Origin of the sequence: Gordonia alkanivorans (assembly GCF_004011905.1) — a bacterium.
Lineage (GTDB): Bacteria > Actinomycetota > Actinomycetes > Mycobacteriales > Mycobacteriaceae > Gordonia > Gordonia alkanivorans.
Genome location: NZ_CP027114.1, coordinates 3,615,751 through 3,642,014, shown reverse-complemented (window position 1 = coordinate 3,642,014; position 26,264 = coordinate 3,615,751). Strand labels below are relative to the sequence as shown.

The 26,264-nt window shown below is 67.7% G+C and carries 27 protein-coding genes; 9 read left to right on the top strand and 18 right to left on the bottom strand.

From position 1 onward, the window contains the following. Nucleotides 1-52: 52 nt before the first annotated feature. The 3 genes from C5O27_RS16630 to C5O27_RS16620 all read right to left on the bottom strand — a co-directional run bounded on the left by C5O27_RS16630 (nucleotide 53) and on the right by C5O27_RS16620 (nucleotide 3,675). A complete protein-coding gene (locus C5O27_RS16630; protein ID WP_127963178.1) occupies nucleotides 53-1,807 on the bottom strand; it encodes an alpha/beta hydrolase in 1,755 nt (584 codons plus the stop codon). 144 nt (nucleotides 1,808-1,951) lie between these two features. After that, complete coding sequence (locus C5O27_RS16625; RefSeq protein WP_127963177.1) at nucleotides 1,952-2,764, bottom strand: ABC transporter permease subunit; 813 nt, start codon at nucleotides 2,762-2,764, stop codon at nucleotides 1,952-1,954. Next, entirely contained in the window at nucleotides 2,761-3,675 is a 915-nt protein-coding gene (locus C5O27_RS16620; protein ID WP_208651381.1) for an ABC transporter ATP-binding protein, read from the bottom strand. Before C5O27_RS16620 ends, C5O27_RS16625 begins: the two co-directional genes overlap by 4 nt. Before the next feature lie 135 nt (nucleotides 3,676-3,810). Between C5O27_RS16620 and C5O27_RS16615 the strand changes: the two genes are divergently transcribed. Together C5O27_RS16615 and C5O27_RS16610 are read left to right on the top strand one after the other, a co-directional pair. Further along, the gene (locus C5O27_RS16615) at nucleotides 3,811-4,971 is read left to right on the top strand and encodes a sensor histidine kinase (protein WP_127963175.1); all 1,161 of its coding nucleotides are present in this window, start codon (nucleotides 3,811-3,813) and stop codon (nucleotides 4,969-4,971) included. Then, a complete protein-coding gene (locus C5O27_RS16610; protein WP_006360945.1) occupies nucleotides 4,968-5,618 on the top strand; it encodes a response regulator in 651 nt (216 codons plus the stop codon). Before C5O27_RS16615 ends, C5O27_RS16610 begins: the two co-directional genes overlap by 4 nt. On the opposite strand, the gene C5O27_RS16605 is transcribed toward C5O27_RS16610, so the two are convergent. After that, nucleotides 5,593-6,588, bottom strand: a complete 996-nt coding sequence (locus C5O27_RS16605) for an arsenic resistance protein (protein ID WP_208651379.1) — start codon at nucleotides 6,586-6,588, stop codon at nucleotides 5,593-5,595. The two genes, C5O27_RS16610 and C5O27_RS16605, sit on opposite strands and share 26 nt — an antisense overlap. A 67-nt stretch (nucleotides 6,589-6,655) precedes the next feature. Between C5O27_RS16605 and C5O27_RS16600 the strand changes: the two genes are divergently transcribed. Next, on the top strand, nucleotides 6,656-7,366 hold the full coding sequence (locus tag C5O27_RS16600) for a CPBP family intramembrane glutamic endopeptidase (RefSeq protein WP_006360947.1): 711 nt from the start codon (nucleotides 6,656-6,658) through the stop codon (nucleotides 7,364-7,366). Nucleotides 7,367-7,377: 11 nt separating this feature from the next. On the opposite strand, the gene upp is transcribed toward C5O27_RS16600, so the two are convergent. The 5 genes from upp to C5O27_RS16575 form a co-directional block, all read right to left on the bottom strand. Next, nucleotides 7,378-8,007 carry a uracil phosphoribosyltransferase gene (gene upp, locus C5O27_RS16595; RefSeq protein ID WP_127963173.1) on the bottom strand — a complete coding sequence of 210 codons (630 nt, stop codon included), beginning with the start codon at nucleotides 8,005-8,007 and terminating at the stop codon, nucleotides 7,378-7,380. 20 nt (nucleotides 8,008-8,027) lie between these two features. Further along, on the bottom strand, nucleotides 8,028-9,299 hold the full coding sequence (locus tag C5O27_RS16590) for a URC4/urg3 family protein (protein WP_127963172.1): 1,272 nt from the start codon (nucleotides 9,297-9,299) through the stop codon (nucleotides 8,028-8,030). After that, a complete protein-coding gene (locus C5O27_RS16585) occupies nucleotides 9,296-10,546 on the bottom strand; it encodes a GTP cyclohydrolase II (protein WP_006864987.1) in 1,251 nt (416 codons plus the stop codon). The genes C5O27_RS16590 and C5O27_RS16585 overlap by 4 nt, the downstream gene beginning before the upstream one ends. Nucleotides 10,547-10,735: 189 nt before the next feature. After that, nucleotides 10,736-12,964, bottom strand: coding sequence for a catalase/peroxidase HPI (katG, locus tag C5O27_RS16580; protein WP_127963171.1), 2,229 nt, complete (start codon nucleotides 12,962-12,964; stop codon nucleotides 10,736-10,738). A gap of 104 nt (nucleotides 12,965-13,068) precedes the next feature. Next, nucleotides 13,069-13,488 carry a Fur family transcriptional regulator gene (locus C5O27_RS16575; protein WP_035752313.1) on the bottom strand — a complete coding sequence of 140 codons (420 nt, stop codon included), beginning with the start codon at nucleotides 13,486-13,488 and terminating at the stop codon, nucleotides 13,069-13,071. A 129-nt stretch (nucleotides 13,489-13,617) separates the two neighbouring features. Here C5O27_RS16575 and C5O27_RS16570 point away from each other — a divergent pair, with 129 nt between their 5' ends. Further along, nucleotides 13,618-14,514: a hypothetical protein gene (locus C5O27_RS16570; RefSeq protein WP_035752315.1), complete on the top strand. Its 897-nt coding sequence runs from the start codon at nucleotides 13,618-13,620 to the stop codon at nucleotides 14,512-14,514. 4 nt (nucleotides 14,515-14,518) lie between these two features. Here the strand turns inward: C5O27_RS16570 and C5O27_RS16565 are convergent, their stop codons facing one another. Beyond that, on the bottom strand, nucleotides 14,519-15,073 hold the full coding sequence (locus tag C5O27_RS16565) for a DUF4334 domain-containing protein (RefSeq protein WP_127963170.1): 555 nt from the start codon (nucleotides 15,071-15,073) through the stop codon (nucleotides 14,519-14,521). A 49-nt stretch (nucleotides 15,074-15,122) separates the two neighbouring features. Then, complete coding sequence (locus tag C5O27_RS16560) at nucleotides 15,123-16,025, bottom strand: hypothetical protein (protein WP_075862562.1); 903 nt, start codon at nucleotides 16,023-16,025, stop codon at nucleotides 15,123-15,125. A 105-nt stretch (nucleotides 16,026-16,130) separates the two neighbouring features. Between C5O27_RS16560 and C5O27_RS16555 the strand changes: the two genes are divergently transcribed. After that, on the top strand, nucleotides 16,131-16,562 hold the full coding sequence (locus C5O27_RS16555; protein WP_035752319.1) for a PPOX class F420-dependent oxidoreductase: 432 nt from the start codon (nucleotides 16,131-16,133) through the stop codon (nucleotides 16,560-16,562). 64 nt (nucleotides 16,563-16,626) lie between these two features. Continuing rightward, on the top strand, nucleotides 16,627-17,064 hold the full coding sequence (locus C5O27_RS16550) for a VOC family protein (RefSeq protein WP_042375741.1): 438 nt from the start codon (nucleotides 16,627-16,629) through the stop codon (nucleotides 17,062-17,064). Between the two features lie 25 nt (nucleotides 17,065-17,089). Here the strand turns inward: C5O27_RS16550 and C5O27_RS16545 are convergent, their stop codons facing one another. After that, nucleotides 17,090-18,745: an alkaline phosphatase D family protein gene (locus C5O27_RS16545; protein WP_127963169.1), complete on the bottom strand. Its 1,656-nt coding sequence runs from the start codon at nucleotides 18,743-18,745 to the stop codon at nucleotides 17,090-17,092. 129 nt (nucleotides 18,746-18,874) lie between these two features. Between C5O27_RS16545 and C5O27_RS16540 the strand changes: the two genes are divergently transcribed. Further along, on the top strand, nucleotides 18,875-19,558 hold the full coding sequence (locus C5O27_RS16540) for a DNA alkylation repair protein (RefSeq protein ID WP_035752324.1): 684 nt from the start codon (nucleotides 18,875-18,877) through the stop codon (nucleotides 19,556-19,558). Between the two features lie 2 nt (nucleotides 19,559-19,560). Beyond that, the gene (locus C5O27_RS16535; protein WP_127963168.1) at nucleotides 19,561-20,310 is read left to right on the top strand and encodes a DUF2332 family protein; all 750 of its coding nucleotides are present in this window, start codon (nucleotides 19,561-19,563) and stop codon (nucleotides 20,308-20,310) included. Here the strand turns inward: C5O27_RS16535 and C5O27_RS16530 are convergent. Then, on the bottom strand, nucleotides 20,224-21,516 hold the full coding sequence (locus C5O27_RS16530) for an MFS transporter (protein ID WP_127963167.1): 1,293 nt from the start codon (nucleotides 21,514-21,516) through the stop codon (nucleotides 20,224-20,226). The genes C5O27_RS16535 and C5O27_RS16530 overlap by 87 nt on opposite strands. Nucleotides 21,517-21,540: 24 nt before the next feature. Between C5O27_RS16530 and C5O27_RS16525 the strand changes: the two genes are divergently transcribed. Then, nucleotides 21,541-22,122 (top strand): TetR/AcrR family transcriptional regulator, encoded by a 582-nt coding sequence (locus C5O27_RS16525; protein WP_035752543.1) that lies wholly within the window; start codon nucleotides 21,541-21,543, stop codon nucleotides 22,120-22,122. A gap of 42 nt (nucleotides 22,123-22,164) precedes the next feature. Here C5O27_RS16525 and C5O27_RS16520 read toward each other — a convergent pair whose 3' ends face one another. The 5 genes from C5O27_RS16520 to C5O27_RS16500 all read right to left on the bottom strand — a co-directional run bounded on the left by C5O27_RS16520 (nucleotide 22,165) and on the right by C5O27_RS16500 (nucleotide 26,179). Continuing rightward, a complete protein-coding gene (locus C5O27_RS16520; RefSeq protein WP_075863417.1) occupies nucleotides 22,165-23,043 on the bottom strand; it encodes a hypothetical protein in 879 nt (292 codons plus the stop codon). A 144-nt stretch (nucleotides 23,044-23,187) separates the two neighbouring features. After that, entirely contained in the window at nucleotides 23,188-24,546 is a 1,359-nt protein-coding gene (gene gdhA, locus C5O27_RS16515) for an NADP-specific glutamate dehydrogenase (RefSeq protein ID WP_006357540.1), read from the bottom strand. A gap of 82 nt (nucleotides 24,547-24,628) precedes the next feature. Continuing rightward, nucleotides 24,629-25,078 carry a hypothetical protein gene (locus C5O27_RS23050; RefSeq protein ID WP_006357541.1) on the bottom strand — a complete coding sequence of 150 codons (450 nt, stop codon included), beginning with the start codon at nucleotides 25,076-25,078 and terminating at the stop codon, nucleotides 24,629-24,631. Nucleotides 25,079-25,282: 204 nt separating this feature from the next. Then, nucleotides 25,283-25,768: a GreA/GreB family elongation factor gene (locus C5O27_RS16505; protein ID WP_035752330.1), complete on the bottom strand. Its 486-nt coding sequence runs from the start codon at nucleotides 25,766-25,768 to the stop codon at nucleotides 25,283-25,285. Nucleotides 25,769-25,813: 45 nt separating this feature from the next. Beyond that, nucleotides 25,814-26,179, bottom strand: a complete 366-nt coding sequence (locus C5O27_RS16500; RefSeq protein WP_006357543.1) for a hypothetical protein — start codon at nucleotides 26,177-26,179, stop codon at nucleotides 25,814-25,816. Between the last annotated feature and the right edge of the window lie 85 nt (nucleotides 26,180-26,264).

Genomic DNA, 26,264 nt, shown 5'->3' with positions numbered 1-26,264 from the left:
ACGCCGGACACCGATCTGACCCGACCGTTCTTGCTGCGGTCGGCTTTCCTGCTCAGTCGCGGCTGAGCAAGGGGATGAGCTTCTCGGTCTTCTCCGGTGTCCAACCCGGGGGCTGCAGGATCTCTGCCCACGCCGCCGGGATCGCGGCCAGGTAGAAGTGGCCGTGGCCGTCGGGAACCCCGGTCGACACCGCCATGTCGGCGCTGACCTGCAGGAAGGTCACGAAGGGAATCCAGTGCATCGCCGGCAGGACGTCCCGTCCACGCGCTTCGTTGAGCCAGTCGGGCTCGCGGAGGATCAGGCGCGGCGACCACCACGAGATCGGGTCGGAGGCATGCTGCAGGTAGACCGCGCGGCCCGGGACCCACTCGCCCTTGGCGTTGTACAGATCCGGAGCGTCGGCGATGAAGCGGACCTGCCGACCGTCCTCGTAGACCGGTTGCCACTCGGGCGTGCCGGGGTCGCGGTTGGTGGTTGTGTCGACCCACAGCGAGTTGTTGAACGTCGGGCCGACGAACAACGCGCCGTCGGTCCGGGCGTTGAGGGACGGAATCGTGCCGAAGGCCGACTCGGCGGCGAACGAACCGAGACTCTCGCCGAAGACCACCAGCTTGGGCCGCTGGGCCTCCGGGATCGCACGGACCCGTTCGGAGACGGCCTCGAACAAGGCCTGACCGGCTTGGCGCGCCCGCTCCTTGTCGACGAGGAACGACAGCCAGCTGGGTAGATAGGAGTACTGCATGCTGACCGTGGCGGTGTCGCCGTTGTACATGTACTCGAGGGAGTCGACTGTCGCCTGGTTGATCCAGCCGGTGCCCGTGGTCGAGGCGACCGCGACGACCTGCCGTTGCAGCCCACCGGTGCGTTCGAGTTCTTCGGCGGCGAGTTTCGCGTTGGCGCGCAGGTCGTCTCCCGAGCCGAGGCCGACGTAGGCGCGGATCGGCTCCATCGCGGGGGTGCCGTTGAACGCCGACAGCTCCTCGACGGTCGGACCGACCGAGACGAAGATCCGGCCCTGACGTCCGAGTGAATCCCAGGTCACCAGCGAGCCCGGACCACCGGACCGCAGCGGCGACGTCGGCGGCGTGGAGTCGGCGGTGGTCTCGTCGTTGACCGCGGCGAACGACGAGTTCAGAGCTTTCATACCGTAGTTCGCGACCACGCCGTTGAGCACGAAGACGGTGACGAGGATCGCGACGACGATCGCCGCGACCGCGGAGATACGCGGCGGGGCAACGTGGTTGATCTTGCGGACCAGCCAGACGACGCCGTCGCCCCACGCCTGGCCGATCAGCATGAGCAGGAAGAAGACCACGATGAAGATGACCGCGATCTGCGGGTATGCGGTCCAGGACAACAGGTCGACGTCCATCATGGTGCGGATCTGATCCTGCCACCGCTGGAACATCACGAGCATGACCAGGGTGCCGGCGATCGCGGCGAGGCCGAGCGCCACCCAGACCCGGTGCATCAGGGCGGGCCAGGGCTTGTCGCGGGAGATCATGAATCGGATCAGCCACGAGAAGAACACGCCGAGCGAGTATCCGAGCGCCGCCGACGCGCCGCTGACGACACCCTGGAACAGTGCGCCTCGGGGAAGCAGCGACGGTGTCATCGACAACCACAGGAACACCAATGCCACACTCAGGCCGACGCAGGAGAAGCGGTCGAGGCGCCGCCGCCACCACCCCGGGCGGGCGTCATCGGCACCGCCCTCGGCAGGGGCCGGCGCCTCCGCGACCGGTTCGGCGGCAGGTTCGGCAGGGGGCTCGATACCCGGGTCGGTGGCAGGGGTCGACGACGACACGTGGGTTCCTCTTTTCTCGAGAACCCGGCAAACCTAGCAGCGGATGACGGTCGGCGACATGGCGTGTGCCCACTTCGGCCCAATACTGCTCCCGCACGGTTACCGCCGGTGGTGGTCGTCCGTGCCCGGTTCGGTCGAGATGCCCTACTTCACCTCGGACCGCATCACGCGAACCAGCCCGATGCCGAGGGGGAGCGCGATCCAGATCAGGCCGGACACCAGCAGCCGCGCCCACTCGCCGCCGGTGGCCCACTCCCCGGACTGGAAGGGCATGTGGGTCAGCGTCGTGTCGACCCACTGCCCGAGGTTGTCCTTGAACCACGGGACCAGTTCGCTGACCACCGACAAGGCCGTGGGGAGCGCGAAGTAGGCGACGACGGCTCCCGGGGTGTTGAGGAACAGGGCGGCGAAACCGAATCCGAGCAGCAGACCGAATGCCTGGATGACAAAGGAATTGACGAATCCGGCCACGCCCAGTCCCCAGGCGCCGGCCGGGTCGGCGAAGGCGATGGCGGCGATGCTGTTCCCGATGATCCCGAGGACCAGTGCCACCGCGACCGCGGCCACTCCGGTGATCAACGACGCGACGAGTTTCGCGCCGATGATCCGTTCCCGGCGGGGTTCTAGCGTGAAGGTCGTGAGCGCGGTGCGTTGGCTCCATTCGCCGGTGACCAGCAGGATCGCGAGGATCGGCAGGATGATCGCGGTGGGGATGTTCATCAGCCCGAAGAACTCGCCGAGGTTGAGGTTCTCGGGATCGTTGCGGTTGGCGATGAGCATCGCGACCATGATGACCGCGGCGATGACGCCGATCGACGCGGTCAACCAGAAGCCGGCCCGGGTGTCGACGAGCTTGCGGAGTTCGACTCCGACGAGGCGCCCGAACGGGATACCGGGGCGGTCGACGTCGATCCCGCCGGTGGTCGGGAGGGGTGCGCGGAAGTCGGCGACGGTCATCGGAGGGCTCCTTCGAGGGTGGGCTGCTCGCGCTGCGTGTCGGAGGTCAGCTGCAGGAACATGGCTTCGAGTTGTGCACCGTCGGCGGGACGTAACTCGGTGAGGACGACACCGACCGCCGCCGCGGCGCGGCCGACGTCGACCGGGTCTGCGTCGACGTCGAGTCCTCCGGATGTGTTGGGACGGGCCACGATCTGAGCTGCGGTCAGTGCTCGCAGCAGGGCCTCGTCATCGAGCGAGCGGACGCGCGATCCGGCGCCGGCCAGCAGTTCTGCCTTTGGCCCCTGCGCGACGATCCGCCCGTTGCCGATGACGACGATGTCGTCGGCGATGATCTCGATCTCGTGGAGCAGATGCGAGGACAGCAGGACCGTGCCGCCACGATCGGCATAGTTGCGCAACAGAGTTCGCATCCAGTGGATACCGGCGGGGTCGAGGCCGTTGGCCGGTTCGTCGAGGATGAGGATCTTCGGGTCACCGAGCAGCGCGGCGGCGATACCGAGGCGCTGGCGCATTCCGAGGGAGTAGTTGCGCACCCGACGGCCCGCCTCCTCTGGTGTGAGACTCACCTTCTCGAGCATCTCCTCGACCCGGTCGCCGCTGATCCCCATCGTCATCGCGGCCAGACGAAGGATCTCGGCGCCGGTCCGTCCGGCGTGCTGCGCAGAGGCGTCGAGCAGAACGCCGACCTGCGTGGCCGGGTTCGGGATGGTCCGGTAGTCGACGCCGTAGAGGTGCGCGACCCCAGCGCTGGCCGGCGTGAGCCCGGCGATGATGCGCATGGTCGTCGACTTGCCGGCACCATTCGGGCCGAGGAAGCCGGTGACCTGCCCGGGCCGACAGGTGAACGAGACGTCGTCGACCGCGACGTGCTCGCCGTATCGTTTGGTGAGGTTCTGCACTGTGATCATGGGTCTCATGGTTGTCGGGGCAGGTGGTCGCCCACATCGGTCGCCGGTTCACGGGTACATCAGCCGAAAGTCGTAGACGCGTCGTATCCGATGGTCGGAGGTCGCGCCCGAACTGTCCGACTAGCGTGAGCGACTGTGAAACCCGAGCAGTACCAACCCCCGCTCACGTGGGCCGGTCACGCGTGGCGACTCGCACTCATGCTGCTGGTCTCCGCGGCCGTGTTCAGCACCCGCGCCGGATACCTGTGGAACGAGGTGCGCTGGTGGTTTTTCGCCGACCTCGCACTCGGGGTGGCGTCGTACTCGGCGGTCTGGTGGCGGCGTCGGTATCCCGTTGCGGTGACCGTGTTCACCAACCTCGCGGGGATCGTGTCGACGACGTCGCTCGGGCCGGCGACTCTCTCGCTGGTGTCGATGGCGACCCGCCGGCGATGGGTCGAGATCATCCCGCTGACGCTGCTGTGCGTGGTCGCGAATGTGGTCGCGTCGCAGTTCTTCTCAACCCCCGCCGAGGAAGACGACCCGGCGCTCGTGGTCTACGCCGTCATTGCCGCACTCACCGCGGCGATGGTGTCCTGGGGCATGTACATCGGTTCGCGGCGGGAACTCCTCGCGAGCTGGCAGGCCAGGGCGCTCGCGTCGGAAGCCGAGCAGCAGGCCAAGGTGCAGCAGGCGCGATCGCTGGAACGTGCGCGCATCGCGCGCGAGATGCACGACATTCTCGCCCACCGGATCTCGGCGATGAGCATGTCGGCCGGGGCATTGGCCTACCGAACGGACCTGACCGGTGAGCAGGTGCGTGAGACGGCACGCACGATCCAGGAGACCTCACATCTCGCGCTCACCGAGCTGCGCGAGGTCCTCGGCGTCCTACGGGAGGGCCCGGGCGACGCCGCGCCGGAGGAACCACAGAATGCGCCTGAGCTGATGGCGCTCGTCGACGAGGCGCAGCGGCTCGGAATGCGGGTCGACGCGCGATGCGAGATCGACCCCGCCGCACTGCCTCCGACTATCGCCCGCACGCTCTATCGGTGTGTGCAGGAGGCCCTGACCAACGCCCGCAGACACTCTCCGAGCGCGCCGGTCACGATGCACATCCGCGGTGGCCCCGACCACGGCGTCGATCTCCTCGTCGAGAACCCGTTGCCGCTGACGGCCGGAGCCGCCTCACCCGCCCCGGGTTACGGCCTGGTCGGACTCGCCGAGCGCGTCGGCCTGCACGGTGGGCGGCAGTCGGCGACCGTCAGCGACGACAAGAGATTCTTGCTGCACGTCTGGCTACCGTGGCAGTCATGACCGCACGCATCATGATCGTCGACGACGACCCGCTCGTCCGATCGGGACTCCGGCTCCTCCTCGGGGGCGACGCCGAGCTCGACATCGTCGCCGAAGCAGGCAACGGGCAGGAAGCCCTCGACAGCCATCGCGACGATCCGGTCGACCTGATCCTGATGGACCTGCGCATGCCGGTTCTCGACGGCATCGAGGCCACCGGACGATTCAAGGCACTGCCGGCGCCGCCGGCGGTGATCGTGCTGACCACCTTCGACGCCGACGACTTCGTGGTACGCGCGCTCGCCATGGGCGCCGACGGCTTTCTCCTCAAGGACACCGCGCCCGACCAGATCGTCGCAGCCATCCACAACGTGCTCGCCGGGCAACCCGCGCTGAGTCCCTCGGTCACCGCCGCGTTGATCAAGCAGGTTGTTGACGGCGGGGGAGCCCGATCATTCTCTGCCACAACCCGTATCGAGTCGCTCACCGCCCGGGAGCACGACGTCGCCGTCGAACTCGCGCGGGGGGCGTCGAACGCGGAGATCGCCGACCGGCTCTACATGAGCCTCGCGACGGTCAAGGCGCACATCTCGCACATCTTCACCAAGCTCGACGCCTCGAACCGCGTCCAGGTCGCGATCCTCATGCACGACGCCGGAGTGGTCTGAGAGCGCCCCGACGTGCCGCACGGCTGAACGCCCACACGAGGAGCACCATCCCGATCAGCTCGACGAGCGTCTGGGTGATCACCGTCGCCGCGGCCAGCTCGGCGCCGACCGGAAGCGCCAGTGCCAGCGGGAGCACCACGAGCGAATTGCGGGTCGCGCCAGAGAACACGACGGCTGTCCCGGACGCCGGTGAGAGGTGAAGGGCGCGGGCGACGCCGAGCCCGACGATCGCCATGAGGATCAGGAACAGGACGTAGACCGGGATGACGCCGGCGATGTCGTCGAAACGGGAATCGATCCGCGGGACCTGCGATCCGACAGCGGTGACAAGCACCGCCATCATCAGCGGGACCATCGTCACCGACACCGCGTCGCCGGTACGACGCCCGACATCGCTCCGGACGGCCCATGCCTGCGAGAGCCAGGCCAAGACCAGGGGGAGGGCGATCAGAACCGCGAACGCCCACAGGAACGGCTCCGGATCGATCGCTGCCCGGTCCTCGCCGAGCAGGAGTGTCAGATACACCGGGACGATGAGGATCTGGGCGACCAACAGCAGCGGCGTCGCCGCGAGCAGGCGCTGCCGGTCACCCCCGGCGAGACCGGCGAAGACGACGACGTAGTCGACGCACGGACACAACAGCACCAGCAGCGCACCAATCCGGATGGCGTCATCAGCCGGTAGAAGGGGAGACAACGCCCAGACCACGAGCGGCACGAGAACGAAGTTCACCGCCAGCACCACCGCCAGAAACCTTCGGTCCCGCAGCGAGGCAACGAGATCTGTCGCCCTGACCTGGAGGAAGGTGGCGAAGAGGAGAGCGGCCAGCAACGGGGTGACCGCCACGTCCATCGACTCGGCCGCCGCCGGCACCGTCAGCCCGAACGCCAGCCCCGCGCCGATCGCGAGGAGATACAGCGCGACCTGATGTCGTTCGAGACGTTCGGGAACGCGGACGGTGTCGGGCACGGCACCATTCTGGGCCACCGGGCGTCGATCGGCGCCACGGGCCGCGGTACTGCGCGACACTCGACGGATGACCGCACCGTCCCGACGCCACGACGTGGCTCTGCTCGTCGTGATCGTCGCGGCCCTGATCGCGGTCAACGTCGCGGCTCACCGCTCGAGTGGCGTGTTCGCGGTGCTGATCATCCCGGTGGCGGCGATCCTCTTGCTGCTCATAGCGCGGCTCGGCGGACTCGACTGGCGCGAACTGGGACTGAGCCGCGCCGAACTGCGCGCGGGTGTCCCGTTCGCCGTCGCCTCGGTGATCGTCGTGGCGGCGATCGTGTCGACCGCCGTCGCGATCCCGGCGACCCGTGACTTCTTCCTCTCGGACCGCTACGACGACACATCCGAGGCGTTGCTGGCCGCGTTCGTCGTCATCCCGCTACAGACCGCCATCCCCGAGGAACTGATGTTCCGCGGCGTCCTGCAGGGAACCCTCGGCCGGTTGTGCGGTCCGACCGGGACCCTTGTCTACGGCGCCGTCGCCTTCGGACTGTGGCACATCCTGTCCTCGACGGGACTCACCGAGGGAAACGAAGGACTCAGCGACACCCTCGGGTCGGGCACCGTCGCGCAGGTCGCCGGGATCGCTGGTGCGGTTGTCGCGACCGGCCTCGCGGGCTTCGTTCTCGGTTGGCTACGGCAGCGCACCACGAGTCTCCTCGCCCCCATCGCCTTGCACTGGGCCCTCAACGCGACCGGCGCGATCGGTGCCGCGGTGGCGTGGCAGGTCTCCTGACCGGCGTGCGCTCACGCCGTCCCGAAGACCCGATCACCCACATCCCCGAGGCCGGGTCGGATGAATCCGTCGGCGTCGAGTTCGCGGTCGATCCCGGCGGTGTAGACGGGAACCTCGGGATGTGCCCGGTGCAGGACGTCGATGCCTTCCGGACAGGCGACGAGGCACATGAACTTGATCGATCGCGGCGCGTACTCCTTGATCCGGTCGATCGCCGCGACCGCCGAAAAGCCGGTCGCGAGAGAGGGATCGACGATCACTACATCGCGCTCGTCCAAATCCGGCGGCATCTTGAAGTAGTACTCGACCACGACCATCGTCTTGGGGTCGCGATAGAGGCCGATGTGGCCGACCCGCGCGCCCGGTACGACGGTGAGCATGCCGTCGGCGATCCCGGCGCCGGCACGCAGGACCGCCGCGAACACCAGCTTCTTGCCGTCGATCACGCTCGCCGTGGTGGTCTCCAGCGGTGTGTCGATGGTGATCTCGTGCATGGGGATGTCCCGCAGCACGTCGTAGGCCATGAGGGTGGAGATCTCGTTCAGCAGGCGCCGGAAGTCGTTGGTGGACGTGTCTTTCCGGCGCATCAGGGTGAGCTTGTGCTGCACCAGTGGATGGTCGATGACGGCGACGGTGCCCATGGGTTCCCCTATCGTGGTTCTCAGAAGACGGTTCCGGTGCTGCGGATCGACAAGGGCGGCAGCCCGTTCCGCAGGCGGGTGGCCAGGACCCGGCCGGCCGCCCAGGTTCCGCCCTCGAGGATGCAGGCCAGCGGCATCGTCGCCGCGTCGGTCCCGAGCCGTTCGCGGACGAGTCCGGCGATCTCGTCGAGCAGGGCGACGGTGAGGGCACGCCATTCGATGACGATCTGGTCGCCGACCTCCCATTCGACGTCGGCCCAGTCCTCGTCCCGAAGTGTGAGCACGCCGGTGTCGAGGAAGAGTCCACCGTTGCGGTACTCGGGGAGACCCGTCAGCTCGTCGAGGCCGGTGACCTCGACGCCGGACCAGAGGAACGGTTCCAGCAGCGAGTAGGTCAGCCACTGGGACAGCTTGTGGAACGGGATCCACCCGGCGGTGAGACCCGGTCCGGTCACTGCGCGGTGAGGCCAGCAATCGCCCAGCGGCACGGACCCGATCCTGTTGTCCGACGGCCAGATCGGGCCGAGGTGAGTCAGCACGGCGCCGAGGATCTCGGCAGCGGTCACCGTTCCGCGACCGTCCGCGGTCAGGTGATCGAACAGCCGTCCGGGCCGGCCGTCGGGGCCGAACACCGTCGGCTCATCGGCGAGGACGTCGCCCAGCCGACGCAACAGTTCGACGCGACCCGCCAATCCGGTGAGCGGATTGGTGGGGGAGACCTGGAAGGCGCCGCCCAAACTCTCGATCGTCACCGCCCGGAGGCCGGCCGCGTCGACGCGGAGGGGTTGCGCCGCATCGTCGGAGAACGACCCGGCGGTGAACGCCTGCCAGCTGGCGACGCCGAGTCCTTCCGAGCGGGTCAGGACCAGGCCGCTCGACTCCTCACGATAGGACCACTCGGGACCGGCCCCGGCGTCCAGGAGCACGCTGACCAGGACGACGTCGATGAGTGCACGGGTGTGGTCGGGGGAGTTCGTCGACGGTAGTGCGTCACGAAGCGCTCCGAGCCGGTCGACGCCGCCGGCCTCGAAATGGCGCCAGCGACTGTGGAATGGGATCGTGCCGTCGGGATAGCGACCGCGGGTCGTCTCGACGACGATGTCCGCAGCGACACCGAGGGCATCGTCGTGAACTGTGAACCAGGGGGACCGGCCGTCGCGGGCACGCTCGAGGAGCCGGCGCGAACGCTCGCGAACCGCGGTGCTCGTTCGCAGCAGCGCGGCCGCGGCGACGTCATTGTCGGGTGTCCCCGCGGACCGGTCGGCGGTGCCGTTCCGCACGGTGCCGCTCACTCGAGCCCCCGGCCCTTGACCTTTCGCAACGCCTCGGCGTCGGGCACGGGTCCCGGGGTGAAGTAGCCGGCGGCCATCTTGGCGTCGATCTCCACACGGGCATCGGCCGGGACCAGCTCATCGGGGATGTTGACCCGCTCGCCGACCTCGATGCCCGAGCCGGTGATCGCGTCGTACTTCATGTTGCTCATCGAGACGAGCCGGTGGATCTTGGTGATCCCGAACCAGTGCAGCACATCGGGCATGAGTTCCTGGAAGCGCATGTCCTGAACTCCGGCAACACATTCCGTGCGGGCGAAGTACTGGTCGGCGGTGTCGCCGCCTTCCTGTCGCTTGCGGGCGTTGTAGACGAGGAACTTCGTCACCTCGCCCAGTGCGCGCCCTTCCTTGCGGGAGTAGGCGACCAGGCCCACGCCTCCGCGCTGGGTGCCGCGGATGCACTCCTCGATCGCGTGCGTGAGGTACGGGCGACAGGTGCAGATGTCCGAACCGAACACGTCCGAGCCGTTGCACTCGTCGTGGACGCGGGCGGTCAGCTCGACCGATGGATCGGCGAGATCACGGGCATCGCCGAAGACGTAGACGGTCTGGCCGCCGATGGGTGGCAGGAAGACCTCCAGGTCCGATCGCGTGACGAGTTCGGGATACATGCCCCCGGTTTCCTCGAACAGCACCCGCCGCAGCTCGGCCTCGGAACAGCCGAAGCGCTCGGCGACACCGGGCAGATGCCACACCGGCTCGACCGCGGCCTTGGTGACGAGGGCGGCGCCGCTCGGGAGCAGCAGCTTGCCGTCGGGGACGAGCCGCCCCTTCTCGATGGCCTCGGCGATCTCGGGGAGGATGACGTGCGCCTTGGTGACCGCGATGGTCGGTCGGATGTCGTAGCCGGCGGCGATCTTGTCGGGGAAGCTCTCGGCGACCGTCGCTCCCCAGGGATCGAGCGAGACGATCGCCTTCGGATCTCCCCATTGCGGATACGGTCCGATGTGGTCGGTCGGGGAGGTGTTGGTCAGATCCGCGCGATGGTCGCGGGCCAGCGCACCGGCGGCCACCGCCAGCGCACGGTAGACGCTGTACGACCCGCTGTGGGTGCCGATCACGTTGCGGTGAGCGCGAACTCCGGTCGTCCCGATGACCGGCCCGCGCTCGGCCGCGGTGGGTGCCCCCCAGTGGATGGGCGGGGCGTCGACTCCGCCGCTGTGCGAGGTCAGTCGGATGTGCCCCAGGGATTTGTGCTCGCCGGACATCGCGATCTCCTTCTGTCACGACGGTCATCCGCCACCTCGAGGAAAGCGCCAGCATAGTTCCGAATTCGCGATCGTGCCGCGCGGAACGACTGCGTTCCTCGGAGACGACGATGCGGTGACACCCGGGTCGGATACCACCGCATCGTCGTGTGAGAGGCGATCAGCGAGTCAGCTGACCGACGGATCGGCTCAGACGTCGAACCGGTCCAGGTTCATGACCTTGTCCCACGCCGCGACGAAGTCCTTGACGAACTTCTCCTCGGCGTCGTCGGAGGCGTACACCTCGGCCAGGGCGCGCAGCTGCGAGTTCGAGCTGAACGCCAGGTCGACGCGGCTGCCGGTCCAGGTCTGTTCACCGGTTGCGCGGTCGGTGCCGACGAAGACGTTCTCGTCGTCGGTCTTCGACCACTTGGTGGACATGTCGAGCAGGTTGACGAAGTAGTCGTTCGTCAGCACGCCCGGCTTGTCGGTGAGCACACCGAGTGCCGAGTTCTGGTAATTGGCACCGAGCACGCGCAGGCCGCCGATGAGGGCGGTCATCTCCGGCGCGCTCACGGTGAGCAGATTCGCCCGGTCGAGCAGCGTGAACTCGGCCGGCTGTGAGGCACCCCGCTTGCCGTTGTCACTGCCGAGGTAGTTGCGGAAACCGTCCGCGGTGGGCTCGAGGTATGCGAACGAGTCGACGTCGATGTCGTCCTGCGCCACGTCGGTGCGGCCCGGCGTGAACGGCACGGTGACGTCGACTCCCGCATCGCGAGCTGCCTTCTCGATGGCGGCGACGCCACCGAGGACGACGAGGTCGGCGAAGGAGATCTTCGCGCCCGCCTCACCGGTGAACGACTCGGCGATGCCCTCCAGCGTCGCGACGATGTCGGCGAGTTCGGTGGGCTCGTTGGCCTCCCAGCTCGCCTGCGGTTGCAGACGGAGGCGACCTCCGTTGGCGCCGCCGCGGAAGTCGCTGCCGCGGAACGACGATGCGGCCGCCCATGCGGTCTTCACCAGCTGCGAGACCGACAGGCCCGACCCGAGTAGCGCAACCTTCAGTGCGGCGATGTCTGCCTCGGAGACGAGCGGTCCCTCGTGCACCGGCACGTTGTCCTGCCAGTCGTAGGTGACGTCGGGAACCAGCGGTCCGCGGTAGCGGATCGCGGGTCCCATGTCGCGGTGGAGCAGCTTGAACCAGGCCTTGGCGAACTCCTCGGCGAGCTCCTCCGGGTGATCCAGCCAGCGGCGGGTGATCTTCCCGTACTCGGGGTCATAACGGAGTGCGAGGTCGCTGGTCAGCATCGACGGGTGGGTCTTGCCGTCACCGAAGGCCATCGGCACGGTGCCCACGCCGGCGCCGTCCTTGGGACGCCACTGGTTGGCGCCCGCCGGGCTCTTGTACAGCTCCCACTCGTAGCCGTAGAGGGTCTCCAGGAAGGCGTTGTCCCACTGGGTCGGGGTCGGGTTCCAGGTCACCTCGAGACCACTCGTGATGGTGTCGGCACCGTTGCCCTCGCCGTGCGAGCTCCGCCAGCCGAGACCGGCGTCCTCGAGTGCGGCGGCCTCCGGCTCGGGACCGACCTGGCTCGCATCCCCGGCGCCGTGCGTCTTGCCGAAAGTGTGACCGCCGACGATGAGTGCCGCGGTCTCGACGTCGTTCATCGCCATCCGGGCGAAGGTGTCCCGGATGTCGGCGGCCGATCCCAGGACGTCCGGATTACCTTCGGGTCCTTCGGGATTGACGTAGATGAGACCCATCTGCACAGCGGCCAGCGGCTTCTCGAGTTCGCGGTCACCGGAGTACCGCTGATCGGCCAGCCATTCGAGTTCGGGACCCCAGTAGACGTCATCGGGTTCCCACTCGTCGACGCGGCCGAAGGCGAAGCCCGCGGCCTCGAATCCCATCGACTCGAGTGCGACGTTCCCGGCGAAGACCAGCAGGTCGGCCCACGAGACGGCCTGGCCGTACTTCTTCTTGATCGGCCACAGCAGACGACGCGCCTTGTCGAGGTTGGCATTGTCCGGCCAGCTGTTGAGCGGCGCGAAGCGCTGCATACCGGCCCCGGCGCCACCGCGTCCGTCCCGGACGCGGTAGGTGCCCGCCGCGTGCCACGACATGCGCACCATCAGGCCGCCGTAGTGGCCGAAGTCCGCGGGCCACCAGTCCTGCGAATCGGTCATCAGGGCGATCAGGTCTGCCTTGAGGGCCTCGACATCGAGGCCCTTGAGGGCCTCGTCGTGGTCGAAGTCGGCGTCGAGCGGGTTCACGACATCCGGATTGTGCTGCAGTATCTTGAGATTCAACTGGTTCGGCCACCAGTCACGGTTTCCGCCGCCCTCGGTGGGCTGCTTGGCCTGGCCGTGCATGACCGGGCAACCGCCGGCGGGCGGTTGCGTGTTGGCCTCGGCGATCGGCGGGTGTTGTTGCGCCATGTCATTCCTTTCGGGAAATGGTGATGGTGGCTGGGCGCAGCCTTGATCCCGCCCGGTCCACAGATGTGGACCGGGCGGTCAGGTGTGGTCGGATCTTCGGTGGTTCAGGCCTGGCAGTCGGGACAGAGGCCCCAGTAGACGACCTCGGCCTCGTCGATGACGAAGCCCTGGTCGTTGGACGCGGTCAGGCACGGAGCTGCGCCGACGGCACAGTCGACGTCCCCGATCGCACCGCACGAGCGGCAGACCACGTGGTGGTGGTTGTCGCCGATCCGGGACTCGTAGCGAGCCACGTGCCCCGACGGCTGGATCCGCCGGATGAGACCGGCAGATGTCAACGCGGCCAACACGTCATAGACGGTCTGCTGGGAGACGTCGGCGAGTTCGGCTCTCGTGGAGCCGAGCACGGTGTCGGTGTCGGCATGGGGGTGTGCATGCACCGCACGCATGACCGCGACCCGCGGGCGGGTGACGCGGAGTCGAGCCGAGCGCAGCCGGGTGGCGCAGTCGTCGTCGGTGAGCATGTGGACGAGTATGCACCCATTTCTGGAACTGTTCAAGTTTAGGCCGCCGTGATGTGTCGGATGACGGGCAGTCGGAGACGTACGATCGGCTCATGTGGAAGCGACATCCTGCCGGTCGCGGGTGATGTGATGTCCCGGTACGACGAAACCGTCGACGAACTCTACGGCCTGACGCCGGACCTGTTCGTGAAGCGACGAAACGAGATCGCCAAGGAGGTCAAGGCCGATGGCGAAACCTCTCTGGCCAAGGACATCTCGAAGTTGCGCAGGCCGACGCAGGCCGCCTGGGCGATCAACCAGTGGGTGCGCGCGAATCCCGACGACTGCGACCAGGTCACCTCGCTGGCCGCGGACCTGTCTGCGGCGCAACGGCGTTCGGCGGTCGACACGATGCGCGAACTGTCCCGTCGGCGCCAGGAGTTGATCAACGACTCCGCCGACGGCGTGGCCGGCACCGCCTCCTCGCTCGGAGTGCAGCTGTCCGACAGCGCGGTTCGCGAGGTCGCGACGACGCTGCGCGCCGCGATCGCCGACGCCGAGATCCTGGACGATCTCCGACGCGGACGCCTCGTCACCTCTGCGGAGTACAGCGGTTTCGGCCCCGCAGGGGTCTTCGTCGTTCCCGACCCGCCGGCCGAGTCGAAGCGCGCTGCCGGGCATGGTCGCGGTGCCGGCCCGGAGGATGTCGGCGAGGAGTCGGCCGACGAGGCCGGGAGTACAGATGAGGACGACCAGACCAGGCGTGAACTCGAGGCCCGGATCGCCCGGGCCGAGGACGACGAGCAGTCCGCGCGCGAAGGTCTCGGCGACGCGTCCTCCGCGGTGGACGAGGCGTCCGCGGAGGTCGACGAACTCGTCTCTCGGGCACGGGAACTCCGCGAGCAGTTGTCCCGCGTCGAGGACTCACTGCGCTTCGCGCGTCAGCGATTGTCGACCGCCGAGCAGGGCCGATCGGAGGCCAAGCTCGCACTCCGCGACGCGGTCTCCGAGGCGAACACGCTGAGAGCGGCGCTCGCCGATCTCTGAGTGTTCAGATCAACCGCAACGAATCGTCGCGTCGAAGTGCGAAGAAGTATGGTGCCGGCGAACCCTTGAGATCCATGGCGCCGATCACCGCGTCGTCGGAGATGCGGTGGAAGACATCGTTGATCGGCAACTGGTCGTAGACCATGGTTGCGGTGTCGGTGCCGCGATAGCGAGTGGTGCGCAGCCGTGCGCGCGCCTTGCGGGTCTGGCTCAGCAGTCGGGTGGCAGCGATCGGTGTCGCGAACGACATGGCCTTGACCTGAGGAGTCTTCTCCGCGACGGAGAGCCCGCTGAAGGCGATCGCCGGGTTCATCGCCCAGAGCGCGGTGTGGTCGCGGGTGGGGAAGAGCAGCGGGTGGACGGTCTCGGCGTCGACGAACTGCTTGCCCCACCATCCGCTGGCGGCGAGGAAGCCGTCGAGGGGATGGCCCGTCGGCAGCTCCGCGCCACGCCAGGTGCCGATCATGAACTCCGGGTCGATCGCGTCGCAGGAGTCGAACAGCTCGAGTGCCTCGGCGGTGTCGGTGGGAATGGTGGTCAGGATCTCGCGCACGTCCATGTCGCCGATCCTACGGCCAAAGACACAAATAGAGAAGAATGTTGCAATGTCAGGAGGTCGAACCTGCGGCAACTCCGCGCTGCGCGTCGTTGCCGTCGGGTTGGGAGGTGAGCCACGCGACCGCGAAGGCGCCCGCGATCGCACCGACGAAACCGACGTAGGCGAGCCACCCGAGTCCGTCGACGGCGCGGTCACCGAGGAACAGCACACCGATCACCGACGGAATGCCGACCTCGCCCACCACCAGAACGGCGGTGACGGCGTTGACCGGACCGAGCTGGAGCGCGACCGTCTGCACGTAGAACGCAAGGGCGCCGGCGAGGGCGATGGTCCAGGCCGCCGGATCGGTCAGCAGCGCCGCGGGGTCGAATGGGTGCACGCCGTCGAGAACGCGCACCGCCACCGCGAGGGCTCCGTACATCGCGCCGGCGAGCGCCCCCGCGAGGATCGCGCCGCGCCTTCCGAGGAGGTGCACGACGATCAGGCCCACGACCGCGACCACCGTCGACACGATGAACAGAGCCCAGTGGAAGGCCATGTCGTGGGCGGTCGCGGCCTCATGCGACGCCGACGCGCCGAGCATGCAGAGTGAAGCGACGACGATGCCCATCGCGGCCAGGTCCCGGCCACGCAGCTTGGTCCCGAGCAGGACGCTGCCGAGAAGCGCGGTGACGATCAGGTTCCCGGCGACAATCGTCTGTGCGAGGAAGAGCGGGAGCAGTCGTGCGGCGACGGCGCCACCGGCGAAACCGAGGACCACCATGAGGGTGCCGACGAGGAAGGCCGGGTCGCGGAAGGTGTCGAGCGTCGAACGCAACGACGGCCCGCCCTTGGCCGTGACACCGGCGGCGTCGGGTCCGGCGGCGTTCCGGGCGCCGAGTGCGCGAAGGACCGTCGACAGTCCATAGGCCACCGCGGCAAGCGATGCCGCCACTATTCCGATCGTGAACACCGTATGAAGGTATAGGCCCTCGTGGTCCGATGTCCGGGTTCCGCGCCGGGTCCGGTGCGTCCGTCGCGCCGGAATAGTCGCCGACCGAGGGCAGTTGCCCAGACCATGACCACCTCTGAGTACGACCCGCGCGACCTTCTCGCCGAATCACGTCTCGGCGTTCTCGCCACCATCAAGTCCTCCGGCCTGCCGCAGCTTTCGCCGGTGACCCCGTTCTACGACCGCGACGCGGACACGATCTACGTGTCGATGACCGAGGGACGGGCCAAGACGGTCAACCTCCGCCGCGATCCGCGCGCGGCGCTCGAGGTCACCGGACCCGACCGTTACACCTGGGCGACCGCAGAGGGCGATGTCACGCTGATCGGGCCGGGCGCCGATCCCCACGGCCCCGAGGTGGAGGCACTGGTCGACTACTACCGGAAGGCCGCCGGCCAGCACCCGGACTGGGATGAGTACCGCAGCGTGATGGTGTCGGATCGGCGCGTGTTGATGGTGATGTCGGTCAAGCGGGTGTACGGCGAGCGGCTTCGCTGATCCACGCCTGGGCTTCCTTGCGATGAGGACCGTGGTTGTCCTCGATGTAGGCCACAGTGGAGACATGACCAGAGAGATCCAGGTGACATTCGACTGTGCTGATCCCGCGGCCCTCGCGGCGTTCTGGGCCGAGGTGCTCGGGTACCGGATCCAGGCGCCGCCTGCGGGATTCGGCACCTGGGACGCCGCACTGGAGGCGATGGGCATCCCGGAGGAACGCCGAAACGATGCGTCGGCGGTGATCGACCCCGACGGTCGGGGTCCGCGGATCTTCTTCCAGCGCGTTCCGGAGGGCAAGACCGCGAAGAACCGGGTGCACCTCGACGTCCGGTCGGCTCCGGGCCAGGCAGGCGACGAACGCATGGCGTCCCACGAGGCCGAGGCGGCACGACTCGTCGCGCTGGGGGCGACGCGGGTCCGACGAGTCGAACCCGAACCCCCGCTCAGCGCCGGGCACATCGTCATGCTGGACCCCGAGGGCAACGAATTCTGCTTGGACTGACCGCATTTCGTAGAGAACGACGGTGCTATGTCCCCACGTTCTCTACCGATTCCCGGCCCGTCAGCGGTATGTCGCCCGCCAGACGCAGGGTGCCGTTCAGGTCGGGTTGCTCGAAGGTGACCCGCGCGTCCCGGCCGTCGACGATCAGGGATGCGATGGTGTTGCCGAACAACGGGCCGACCTCGCTGTGCCATCGGACCGGGAGCTCCGGTGAACCGCGGAAGCTCGCCCAGCGTCGGACGACCTGCGCGATGCGCGGCGACCAGCCAAGGCGGAACACGCTTTTCATGTATGGGGGTATGGCGTTGTGCACCGGCGAGCACGCCAGCTGAAACACGGCCGCGCTCGTGGGCTCGTCGAATTCGGCTCGTGCGGCGTAGCTGTGGTGGACGTCGCCCGACAAGACGCTGACGGTCGCCGGTCCGGCCGTCCCGTTGCCGCGCCCGGCGACACCGCTGATCATCCGGCTCAGCCGGGTGAAGGAATCGAAGAAGGCCGGCCAGTGCTCCAGATCGGCGCCCTGCCGGATCTTCTCGGCCAGGCTGCCGACCCAGCCGTCGTGCCGGGCCCCGATCTCGTCGAGAGTCTCGACGTCGCTGAGGACGGGCGGGAGCAGCCACGGTAACGACGACCCGAGCACCAGGTGGTCCACCGACTCGATGTCGTCGTTCACCTGGCGTTCGACCCACTCGAATTCGGTGTCACCCAGCATCTTCCGTGCGCCGTCGGCGAGGATGCGGCCGTTGCGCGAGTCGATCATCGTCAGACGGGTCGCACCGAGGTCCCATCGGAAGCTGAACCGAATCCCCTTGACGCCGTCGGTTTCGGCGTCGGCACGGTCGGCGAGGTCGAGCAGATACGGCCAGCAGTCCCCGTCGATCTCCTTCACCGTGCGGTAGTCCGCGGAGGCGGCCAGTTCGGCAGGCGACAGGTTGCCCAGATGCTGGTACACCCAGTACGACGCGAGTCCGGCCCGGATCCGGTCACGCCACCACGGTTTGTCGTCCATCTCGCGGCGCCAGGTGTCCGAGGTGTTCCAGTCGTCGCGAATGTCGTGATCGTCGAAGATCATCGCGGTCGGGACGGTGGACAGGACCCAGCGGATCTCCGGGTCGCCCCAGGTGTGCCGGTAGAGACCTTCGTACTCCTGAAAGCTCACCACCTCGTCGGACGGGCCGGCCGTCGCGGTCCTGGTCGACTCGAGTCTCTCCTTGACCTGTGGGGTCAGTTCGTCGGCGTAAACCTGGTCGCCGAGCAGGATGAGCGTGTCCGGCCACGCTGCGACGGGCAGGTGGCGCATGCGAACGGCGTAGCAGTCCAACGCGTCGAGGCCGAGTTTCCGGTCGATCTTCGGGTCCTCGGCCCGGGGGTACCGGCAGGATCCGAAGACGAACCGGTGATGATGGGCGGACGCGGGGCCACGGGTGCGGATGACGCTGGCCGGAAAGGTCGAATCCGGTAGCGGCCACTCCTGGGAACCATCGATGGTCACCGTGTACTCGGTCGTGGTGTCCGGGATCAGTCCGGTGATCTCGACCAGGGCGTAGTGGTTGCCGAGAACCTCGAAGGTGTGTGTTCGGCTGCCGAGGATCTCGACCTCTGCCGGTGCCTCGGTTTGGACCCAGACCAACGCGGATGTCTCGTCGACGTGCCGCAGGATCGGTCCGAGCATCAAGGCCATGCGACCCAGCGTAAGCCTCTCGGCCCTCGGTCGGGTCGGTCTCTGGTGACGTGGGATGCGATCGAGTCCGGACGTCCGCGTCCTAGGCTGACGAACGGACGTGCCGGGGCGACGACGAGGTGGAGATCGATGACGAGCAGTACCGACCTGGACGCGACTGTTGCCGAGGTACTCGCCGAGCTGGCCGATCTCGAGGACCCGAGGATCCGTACGGTCAACGAGACGCACGGCGACGACCACGGTGTGAACCTGACCAGATTGCGGGCCGTCGCCAAACGACTCAAGACCCAACAAGATCTGGCGCTGGCGCTGTGGGCCACCGGCGACACGGCAGCTCGGCTGGTCGCGCTGCTCATCTGCCGGCCGAAGGCCTTCGACGCCGCGCAGCTCGACACGATGGTCCGCGAAGCCGGACGCCCCAAGGTGCACGACTGGCTGGTCAACTACGTGGTGAAGAAGAGCGGGCACAAGGAGGAGCTGCGCCTCGCGTGGATGGACGACGCCGATGAGGCGGCGCTCAGCGCGGGTTGGGCCCTCACGACCGAGCGAGTGGCCAAGAAGCCCGACGGTCTGGACCTCGTCGAGCTCCTCGACACCATCGAGGCGCGGATGAAGGACGCTCCCCAACGCCTGCAGTGGGCGATGAACACCTGCCTGGCGACGATCGGCATCGAGCATTCCGAACTCCGCACTCGCGCAATCGGAATCGGGGAGCGACTGAGGGTGCTCGAGGACTATCCGACGTCGCCGGGATGCATCTCGCCCTACGCGCCGGTCTGGATCACGGAGATGGTCGCGCGCCAGGAGGTCTGACTGTGATCAAGCGGTCCGCGGACCACGCGGGACGGTATGCGGTGCTCTATCCGGCCATCGCCGAGGCCTCCCGACGCTGCGACGCCGAGTACATCGGCCTGATCGACGTCGGACGGCCCCTCGGACTGAATCTCAACGTCGACCGCGTGGGGATCTCCTATGGCGACGATCAACATCTGGGTGACGCATCGTCGCCGGTACAGGTGGACTGCTCGGTGGTGGGCGGCGGTCGAGTGCCGAGAACGCCACTGCCGGAGGTCGATGCACGGATGATCCTCGACCGTTCGCCGCTCGACGCCCGAGACCCCGGCGACCGCGACCGGATCCGGCAGGTCATCGAGGACTGGTCTGTTCTCGAGGCCGAGATCGGTCTGGCGGAATCGAGTTCGCCGGAACGCATTTCGGGAAATCCGGTCACGACGCTGTCAGAAGCGGTCGCACGTGTCCCGGACCGTGCGCTGCCCGTCGTTCTCACGACGTGGTCGCTGTCGCGGTTCACCCCGGAGAGGCTACGCCGCTTCGTCTACGCGGTGGGGGAGGCTTCCGCCGTGCGGAGAGTGGCCTGGGTGTCCGTCGAGGGAGTCGGTGTCGCGCCGACCGTACCGACGCTCGGGGACCGCCCGGCCTCGGGACATAGCATCATCGGCGTCACGGTCTTCGAGCCGTCAATGACACTGCTGCGCTCCGAGTTCGCCGGCGACGCGCTCGGCCGGTGCTGGTCCCGCGGAAAGCTGTTGTCCTGGTTCGCGTGACGGCGCACGTACCGAGTCGAACGACGCATCCGGCTCGTCTGCTTCTGCTCGTCGGTCTGTCCGCGCGAGTGTCGACACGGCGATCGACATCGCCGCGATCGCCGCGGCTACCACGAATGCGGCGCCATAACCCGCGGCGGTGATGATGGCGCCGAGGGCGGTGGCGCCCACGGCCTGCCCGAACACCATCGCGATGAACAGGAGTGCGGTGCCGGCCGCGGACCGAGTGGCGTCGATGGTCGAGGTCCAGGCGATGAGTGCCGACGTCGACGAGGTGAACCCCCACCCGAACAGGAGGCATCCGACGAGCGCGACCGCCATCTGTCCAGGGGCGGCAGCGACGAGGAGGATACCGGCCGTCATGGTCGAGCAGCTGAGGGTCCACGCACACGTCGCAGTCCACTTCGCCAGCGGAATCGCGGTTCCTGCCACGGCGGCACCGCCGAACCCGATTATGATCCACGCGATGATCGTGCCGCTCTGCGACGACCCGCCGCTGTCGACGAGGATCGCGCGGCCGTACGTCCACATGGCGCTCGACGCCACGCCCAACAGGACTGCGGCGGTCAGTGCCGTTCGGTGACGACGGACCCAGTCCGCGGACATGGCATTTCCTTGCTCGTTCCGATCGGCGGGATCGGGCCGGTCGGCCGTCAGGAGAGCGATCGCGATGAGCACGGTGATCACGCCGATGACGGCCCAGGTGAGTCGCCATCCGGGGAGGAACAGCAGCGCCAGCAAGCCGGCGCCGACAAGGCCGGGGCCGGTGCCGGAATTGACCATCGACTGCGCCCGATCGATGCGCTTCGCGTCGATGTTGCGCCTGACGACACTCACCATCGCGGGCGACGCCAGGCCTGCCCCGACCGACGCGATCACGGCACAGAGTCCGAAGACAACCAGATGCGCCGCTGCGGCCATACCCCAGACACCGCCGGCCGCGGTCGCCGTGGCGACGACGATCAACATGCGCGGGCACTGTCGTCCGAAGAGGAATCCGCACAGCGCGGCCAGGCAGTAGACCAGCGACGATCCCGCGGAGATGTATCCCGCCCCGGCCGAGTCGAGGGCCAGGTCTGTCTGGATGTCGGGCAGGAACAGTCCATAGGCGAGTCGCACCAGCCCGTAGGTCGCGGCGATGAACGCGATACCGGTCACGATGACCAGCCATTCGCGATCCAGACCAAACGAAAACGCTCGTTTCATATTTTCGATACTAGGCTGATGGCCATGCCGGTGCGCAAGAGCTCCGAGGAGAAACTGCTCGACGCAGTTGATGACCTGGTGTTCTCGCGTGGAATCGAGACGACACCCGTCGACGCCATCCTCGCGCGTGCGGGTGTGTCGGCCGCGACGCTGTACAGGGGTTACCGCAGCAAGGAGGCGCTCGTCGCCGCCTCGCTCGAACGACGACACGAACGCTGGCGCGAGACATGGGGGAGCGCGATCGCCGCCGCGGCCGACGGCGAGGGCCGACTGCTCGCCATCTTCGACGCCATCGACGAGTTCGCCGCGCGGCCGGACGGCGCGCGATGGTGCGCGTTTCTCGGAACCGCGGCCGAGATGTCCGACCCGCCGGCCGAGATCGCCGAGGCGGTCTCGCGCGACACCGACTACATGCGCGAGACGCTGCGCGATCTCGCCGCACGAGTGCCGTGCGCGGACCCGGACCACCTCGCCGAACAGATCCTCGTCGTCGTCACCGGCGAACTCGCGATGCGTCTGCGGGACAACCCGTTACGGAAGTCGACGCTCGGCCGGGAGGTCGCCACGACCCTCATCGCGAACGCGGGCACATCTACTACGAATTGAGTACCCGTCGGCGTACTGCGGTTCGAGTACTGGCGAACCGACTCACTCGAAGTACGAGGCGTACTTGCTGTAGGGCACCTGGCCGTCGGGACTCGCCGTGATCGCGGCGGCCACCGGCTGCGGGATGGGCGCCCAGTAGGCGGGCATCGCGGCAGCCAGCGACGGTTTGACGATGTAGAGCAGCGCGAAGTTCACGATCCAGAGCGGGGGAGCCATCGACATGCCGACGGTGCTCGTCAACCCGGCCTTGGTGTTCGTCACCAGCTGCGCGGTTCCCGACATCTGTTGCGCGACAAAGCCGAATGGGACCTCGATGGTGTACGCCGACCGATAGAGCGCAATCAGGCTGTCGGTCGCTCCGTTGTTCCGCAGCCACGTACCGACGTAGCCCCCGGGGGCGATCAGCGAATTGACCTGTCGCGTGGGCGCACTCGCGTTCGCGGGACTCTGCAGCATGCCCTGCGCGTCGACGTACAGGCCGTAGCTGCCGACGACGGAGTCGCCGAACATCGGGCGACCGGTGGTGTTCGTCAGGATGAGCAGGCAGGCGTCGATGATCTTGGCGGCGTCGCGGCTGCCGCCGATACCGCCGCCGGTGAGGAGTGCACGGTACTGCTGTTCGGACAGTGCATCTTTCGGCGACAAACCGATGGCGGCGGCCACCCGATCGGCGGCCGCGGGACCGAGTGGTCGGTTCAATTGCGACGGGTCGGTGAGCTTGGGTGGCGCGACGCGCTCGAAGGCCGGAGCGCCCGAGAACGGAAGGTCGAAACCGGTTGTACTCCCCGGGGCCGCCGCTGCTCTCGGGGCGATGCCGACGGTGAGGGCGAGCGCCGCGACCATTGCGAGGACCACGGCAACGGGCCCGGATCGCAGCCGCGCGACGGGGTGACGGTGAAGTGGAGAGACCTCGATGTGCATGTGGGACCTGCCAATCGCGCCGACCTGTGAGTTGGCCAAGTGAAACCCGTGGTCACCGAGGTGTCAATAGTCCGCGCGGCCGACAGCGCCGTCGAAGAAGCCGCCGGTTCGCGGGTGAGCTCGCGAACCAGCGGCCGGTCCGGGTCAGATCAGACCGAGAGCCAGCATCGCATCGGCCACCTGGGTGAAGCCCGCGATGTTCGCGCCCATCACGTAGTTGCCGGGAGCGCCGTACTCCTCGGCGGTGTGCAGGCAGTGATCGTGGATGGAGGTCATGATCTCGGAGAGGCGCTCCTCGGTGTAGCCGAAGCTCCACGAGTCGCGAGATGCATTCTGCTGCATCTCGAGTGCGCTCGTGGCCACGCCGCCGGCGTTCGCCGCCTTACCGGGCGCGAAGCTGACGCCCGCTTCGCCGAAGATGCGTACGGCCTCGGGGGTGCAGGGCATGTTCGCGCCCTCGGCGACGATGCGGACCCCGTTCTTGACCAGCTGTGCGGCGTCGGCGCCGTTCAGTTCGTTCTGCGTCGCGCACGGGATCGCGATGTCTGTGGGCACGTTCCACAGCGAGCCTTTGGTGACGAACCGCGCCGAGGGGCGGGCGTTCACGTAGTCGCCGATGCGACCCCGCTGGACGTTCTTGATCTCCTTGAGGAGTTCCAGGTCGATGCCCGCTTCGTCGACGACGTAACCGCTCGAGTCCGAGCAGGCGACGACGCGGCCACCGAGCTGCTGGATCTTCTCGATGGCATAGATGGCGACGTTCCCCGAGCCGGACACGACAACCGTCTTGCCGTCGAGTTTGTCGTCCACTGCGGCGAGCATGTCGCGAACGAAGAAGACCGCGCCGTAGCCGGTGGCCTCGGTGCGCACCTGCGACCCGCCCCAGGCGAGTCCCTTGCCGGTCAGGACACCGGACTCGTATCGGTTGGTGATGCGCTTGTACTGGCCGAACAGGTAACCGATCTCGCGGCCGCCCACGCCGATGTCACCGGCGGGAACGTCGGTGTACTCACCGATGTGGCGGTAGAGCTCGGTCATGAAGGACTGGCAGAACCGCATGATCTCGAGATCCGACTTGCCCTTGGGGTCGAAGTCCGAGCCACCCTTGCCGCCACCGATCGGCAGGCCGGTCAGTGCGTTCTTGAAGATCTGCTCGAAGCCGAGGAACTTGACCACGCCGAGGTAGACGCTGGGGTGGAAGCGGAGGCCGCCCTTGTAGGGGCCGAGCGCCGAGTTGAACTCGACGCGGAATCCGCGGTTGACCTGTACCTGGTTCTGGTCGTCGATCCACGGCACGCGGAAGATGATCTGCCGCTCCGGTTCGGTCAGACGCTTGATGATGCCGGCGTCGGCGTAGTGCGGGTGCTTGGCCAGGACGGGTCCGAGGCTGTCGAAGACCTCACGAACGGCCTGATGGAACTCGGCCTCCCCGGGATTGCGGGTAATCACCTGTTCGTACAGATCGCTGATCTTCTCGTCGAGCACGACCACGGTGGCCACCACTTCCTTTTCGATTTCTCCAGGGAACGCCGGTGCACCCTGAACCGGGTCACCACCCCGCAGCCTATCGAGCGGCAGGAAGTATCTATAAATCCACTCGGCGCCGCGCCCAGGCGACGATCGCCGGGAAGTTCTCGGGGGCGCAATCCGACGCGCTCGTCACAAGATAGAAAGCCGAGGTCAGAGCGTTTCCATTGACGGCGGCCTCGTAGCCTGCGACACGCGCGACGTGTCGGGCACGCTCTCGTGCGACCTCGGTCTCACCCGGTGTTGATGCCTCGGCGACCACGAGCAAACCGAGCCTGCGGGCGTTGGACGCGGCAGTCAGCACGGCGTCTGTCAGTTCGTCCTCCTGCCGCCGTTCGAGCCGACGGCCACGCCAGTCCCACCATCTGCGCCGCGGCCGTGGCGCGCGACCCAGCACGGCGATGCACGACCTCGCCCCGACCGGTATGCGCCGCGCCGGGACAGGGTCGTAGCGGTCATCGCGAACCCCCGGGCCATCGAACCCGAGGTCCACGACCTCGATGCTCAACCCGTGGTTGCGGAGGGTTCGGCACAGCCTGGTGGTCAACGCGCCCGGTCGTCCGATGACGAGGACATCGGCAGTCGCCGTCGGGTTCCGAGTCGGAAGCGCGGACGGCCGAAGGTCGCTCGACGAGACCTCTGCCGGTCGTGCGCCGGCCCTCATCGGGGCGCCGCCGGACGGGCGCGACCGCGAGCACACGGCCACGCTGCGTCAGAGAAGCTCGATCCGGTGGTCTTTCACCGCTACCGTGCTCTCCTGCCCGTTGGGCAGCCGATAGGTCCGAACATCGCCGACGTCGGCGCCCAGCACCGCACGTCCGAGCGGTGAGTCGGGTGAACAGACGTCCATCCCCAGCAGGGCATACTGCTCCGGAGGTCCCACCAGGAAGGTGGTGACGTCGGTCGGATCGTCATCGAAGACGACCGTGACGACCGAGCCGACCTGCACGGTGCCGTCCGCTGCCGGTTCGGCGTCTGCCGTGGACAGGGCGGCATACAGCTGTGCGAGATGCCGGTCGAGGGTCTCGAGGCGCGCCAGGGCGCGGTGGTAGGCGTCGTTGTTGTCCAGATCGCCGGCGGCGCGGTGATCGAGGACCTCGGCACTGACGACGGCTCGATCGCGGATCTCGGCGGCCAGTTCGCGCTCCAGCAGATGTCGGGTCAGGCGGGCCCTCGGGGCAGGTGTTGCGGTGGTCATCGTTGCTTCCTCTGCTTCAGTGGCAAGAGAGTGTTGACGTCCCGGTCAGGACGTCGCGATCAGGGGCCTCGCGCGGAGCTCGAGCATCGGATGGCGTGCCGCGATCTCCGCACGCGCGATGTGGTCCAGGTCGGTGCTGAGGGTCAGAATCCAGGGCACCGACTCGGCTGCCCCGCCCGCGGGCGATCCGACCCCCGAACTCGAGTCCCACGGATCGAGCTCGAGATCGCCGAGAATGTCCCGCGACAGGCTTTCCAACTTCGATGCGGTGAGCCGGCCCGACGGATCCGCGAACGCGAAACAGGCGTCCTTGCCCACCGGCACGCCGAAGTCGTCGACATCGTTTTCCCGATGCCACTGCCGGCGCAGGAGCAGAGAGTCGGAATCCTCGACGACAAGCGAAGACTTCACCGATTTCGGAAAAGCGTTGAATGCGCGCGACGACGCCTGGTCGAGAAATTTCCTCACCCGACTCTTCGATGCGCAGACTCGGATA

Bases quoted from the DNA above. Each gene is read 5' to 3' on its own strand.
- C5O27_RS16625 (WP_127963177.1), bottom strand. From the start codon at position 2,764: ATGACCGTCGCCGACTTCCGCGCACCCCTCCCGACCACCGGCGGGATC.
- C5O27_RS16620 (WP_208651381.1), bottom strand. From the start codon at position 3,675: ATGATCACAGTGCAGAACCTCACCAAACGATACGGCGAGCACGTCGCG.
- C5O27_RS16610 (WP_006360945.1), top strand. From the start codon at position 4,968: ATGACCGCACGCATCATGATCGTCGACGACGACCCGCTCGTCCGATCG.
- C5O27_RS16600 (WP_006360947.1), top strand. From the start codon at position 6,656: ATGACCGCACCGTCCCGACGCCACGACGTGGCTCTGCTCGTCGTGATC.
- upp (WP_127963173.1), bottom strand. From the start codon at position 8,007: ATGGGCACCGTCGCCGTCATCGACCATCCACTGGTGCAGCACAAGCTC.
- C5O27_RS16585 (WP_006864987.1), bottom strand. From the start codon at position 10,546: ATGTCCGGCGAGCACAAATCCCTGGGGCACATCCGACTGACCTCGCAC.
- katG (WP_127963171.1), bottom strand. From the start codon at position 12,964: ATGGCGCAACAACACCCGCCGATCGCCGAGGCCAACACGCAACCGCCC.
- C5O27_RS16575 (WP_035752313.1), bottom strand. From the start codon at position 13,488: ATGCTCACCGACGACGACTGCGCCACCCGGCTGCGCTCGGCTCGACTC.
- C5O27_RS16570 (WP_035752315.1), top strand. From the start codon at position 13,618: ATGTCCCGGTACGACGAAACCGTCGACGAACTCTACGGCCTGACGCCG.
- C5O27_RS16565 (WP_127963170.1), bottom strand. From the start codon at position 15,073: ATGGACGTGCGCGAGATCCTGACCACCATTCCCACCGACACCGCCGAG.
- C5O27_RS16555 (WP_035752319.1), top strand. From the start codon at position 16,131: ATGACCACCTCTGAGTACGACCCGCGCGACCTTCTCGCCGAATCACGT.
- C5O27_RS16550 (WP_042375741.1), top strand. From the start codon at position 16,627: ATGACCAGAGAGATCCAGGTGACATTCGACTGTGCTGATCCCGCGGCC.
- C5O27_RS16545 (WP_127963169.1), bottom strand. From the start codon at position 18,745: ATGGCCTTGATGCTCGGACCGATCCTGCGGCACGTCGACGAGACATCC.
- C5O27_RS16540 (WP_035752324.1), top strand. From the start codon at position 18,875: ATGACGAGCAGTACCGACCTGGACGCGACTGTTGCCGAGGTACTCGCC.
- C5O27_RS16530 (WP_127963167.1), bottom strand. From the start codon at position 21,516: ATGAAACGAGCGTTTTCGTTTGGTCTGGATCGCGAATGGCTGGTCATC.
- C5O27_RS16525 (WP_035752543.1), top strand. From the start codon at position 21,541: ATGCCGGTGCGCAAGAGCTCCGAGGAGAAACTGCTCGACGCAGTTGAT.
- C5O27_RS16520 (WP_075863417.1), bottom strand. From the start codon at position 23,043: ATGCACATCGAGGTCTCTCCACTTCACCGTCACCCCGTCGCGCGGCTG.
- C5O27_RS16505 (WP_035752330.1), bottom strand. From the start codon at position 25,768: ATGACCACCGCAACACCTGCCCCGAGGGCCCGCCTGACCCGACATCTG.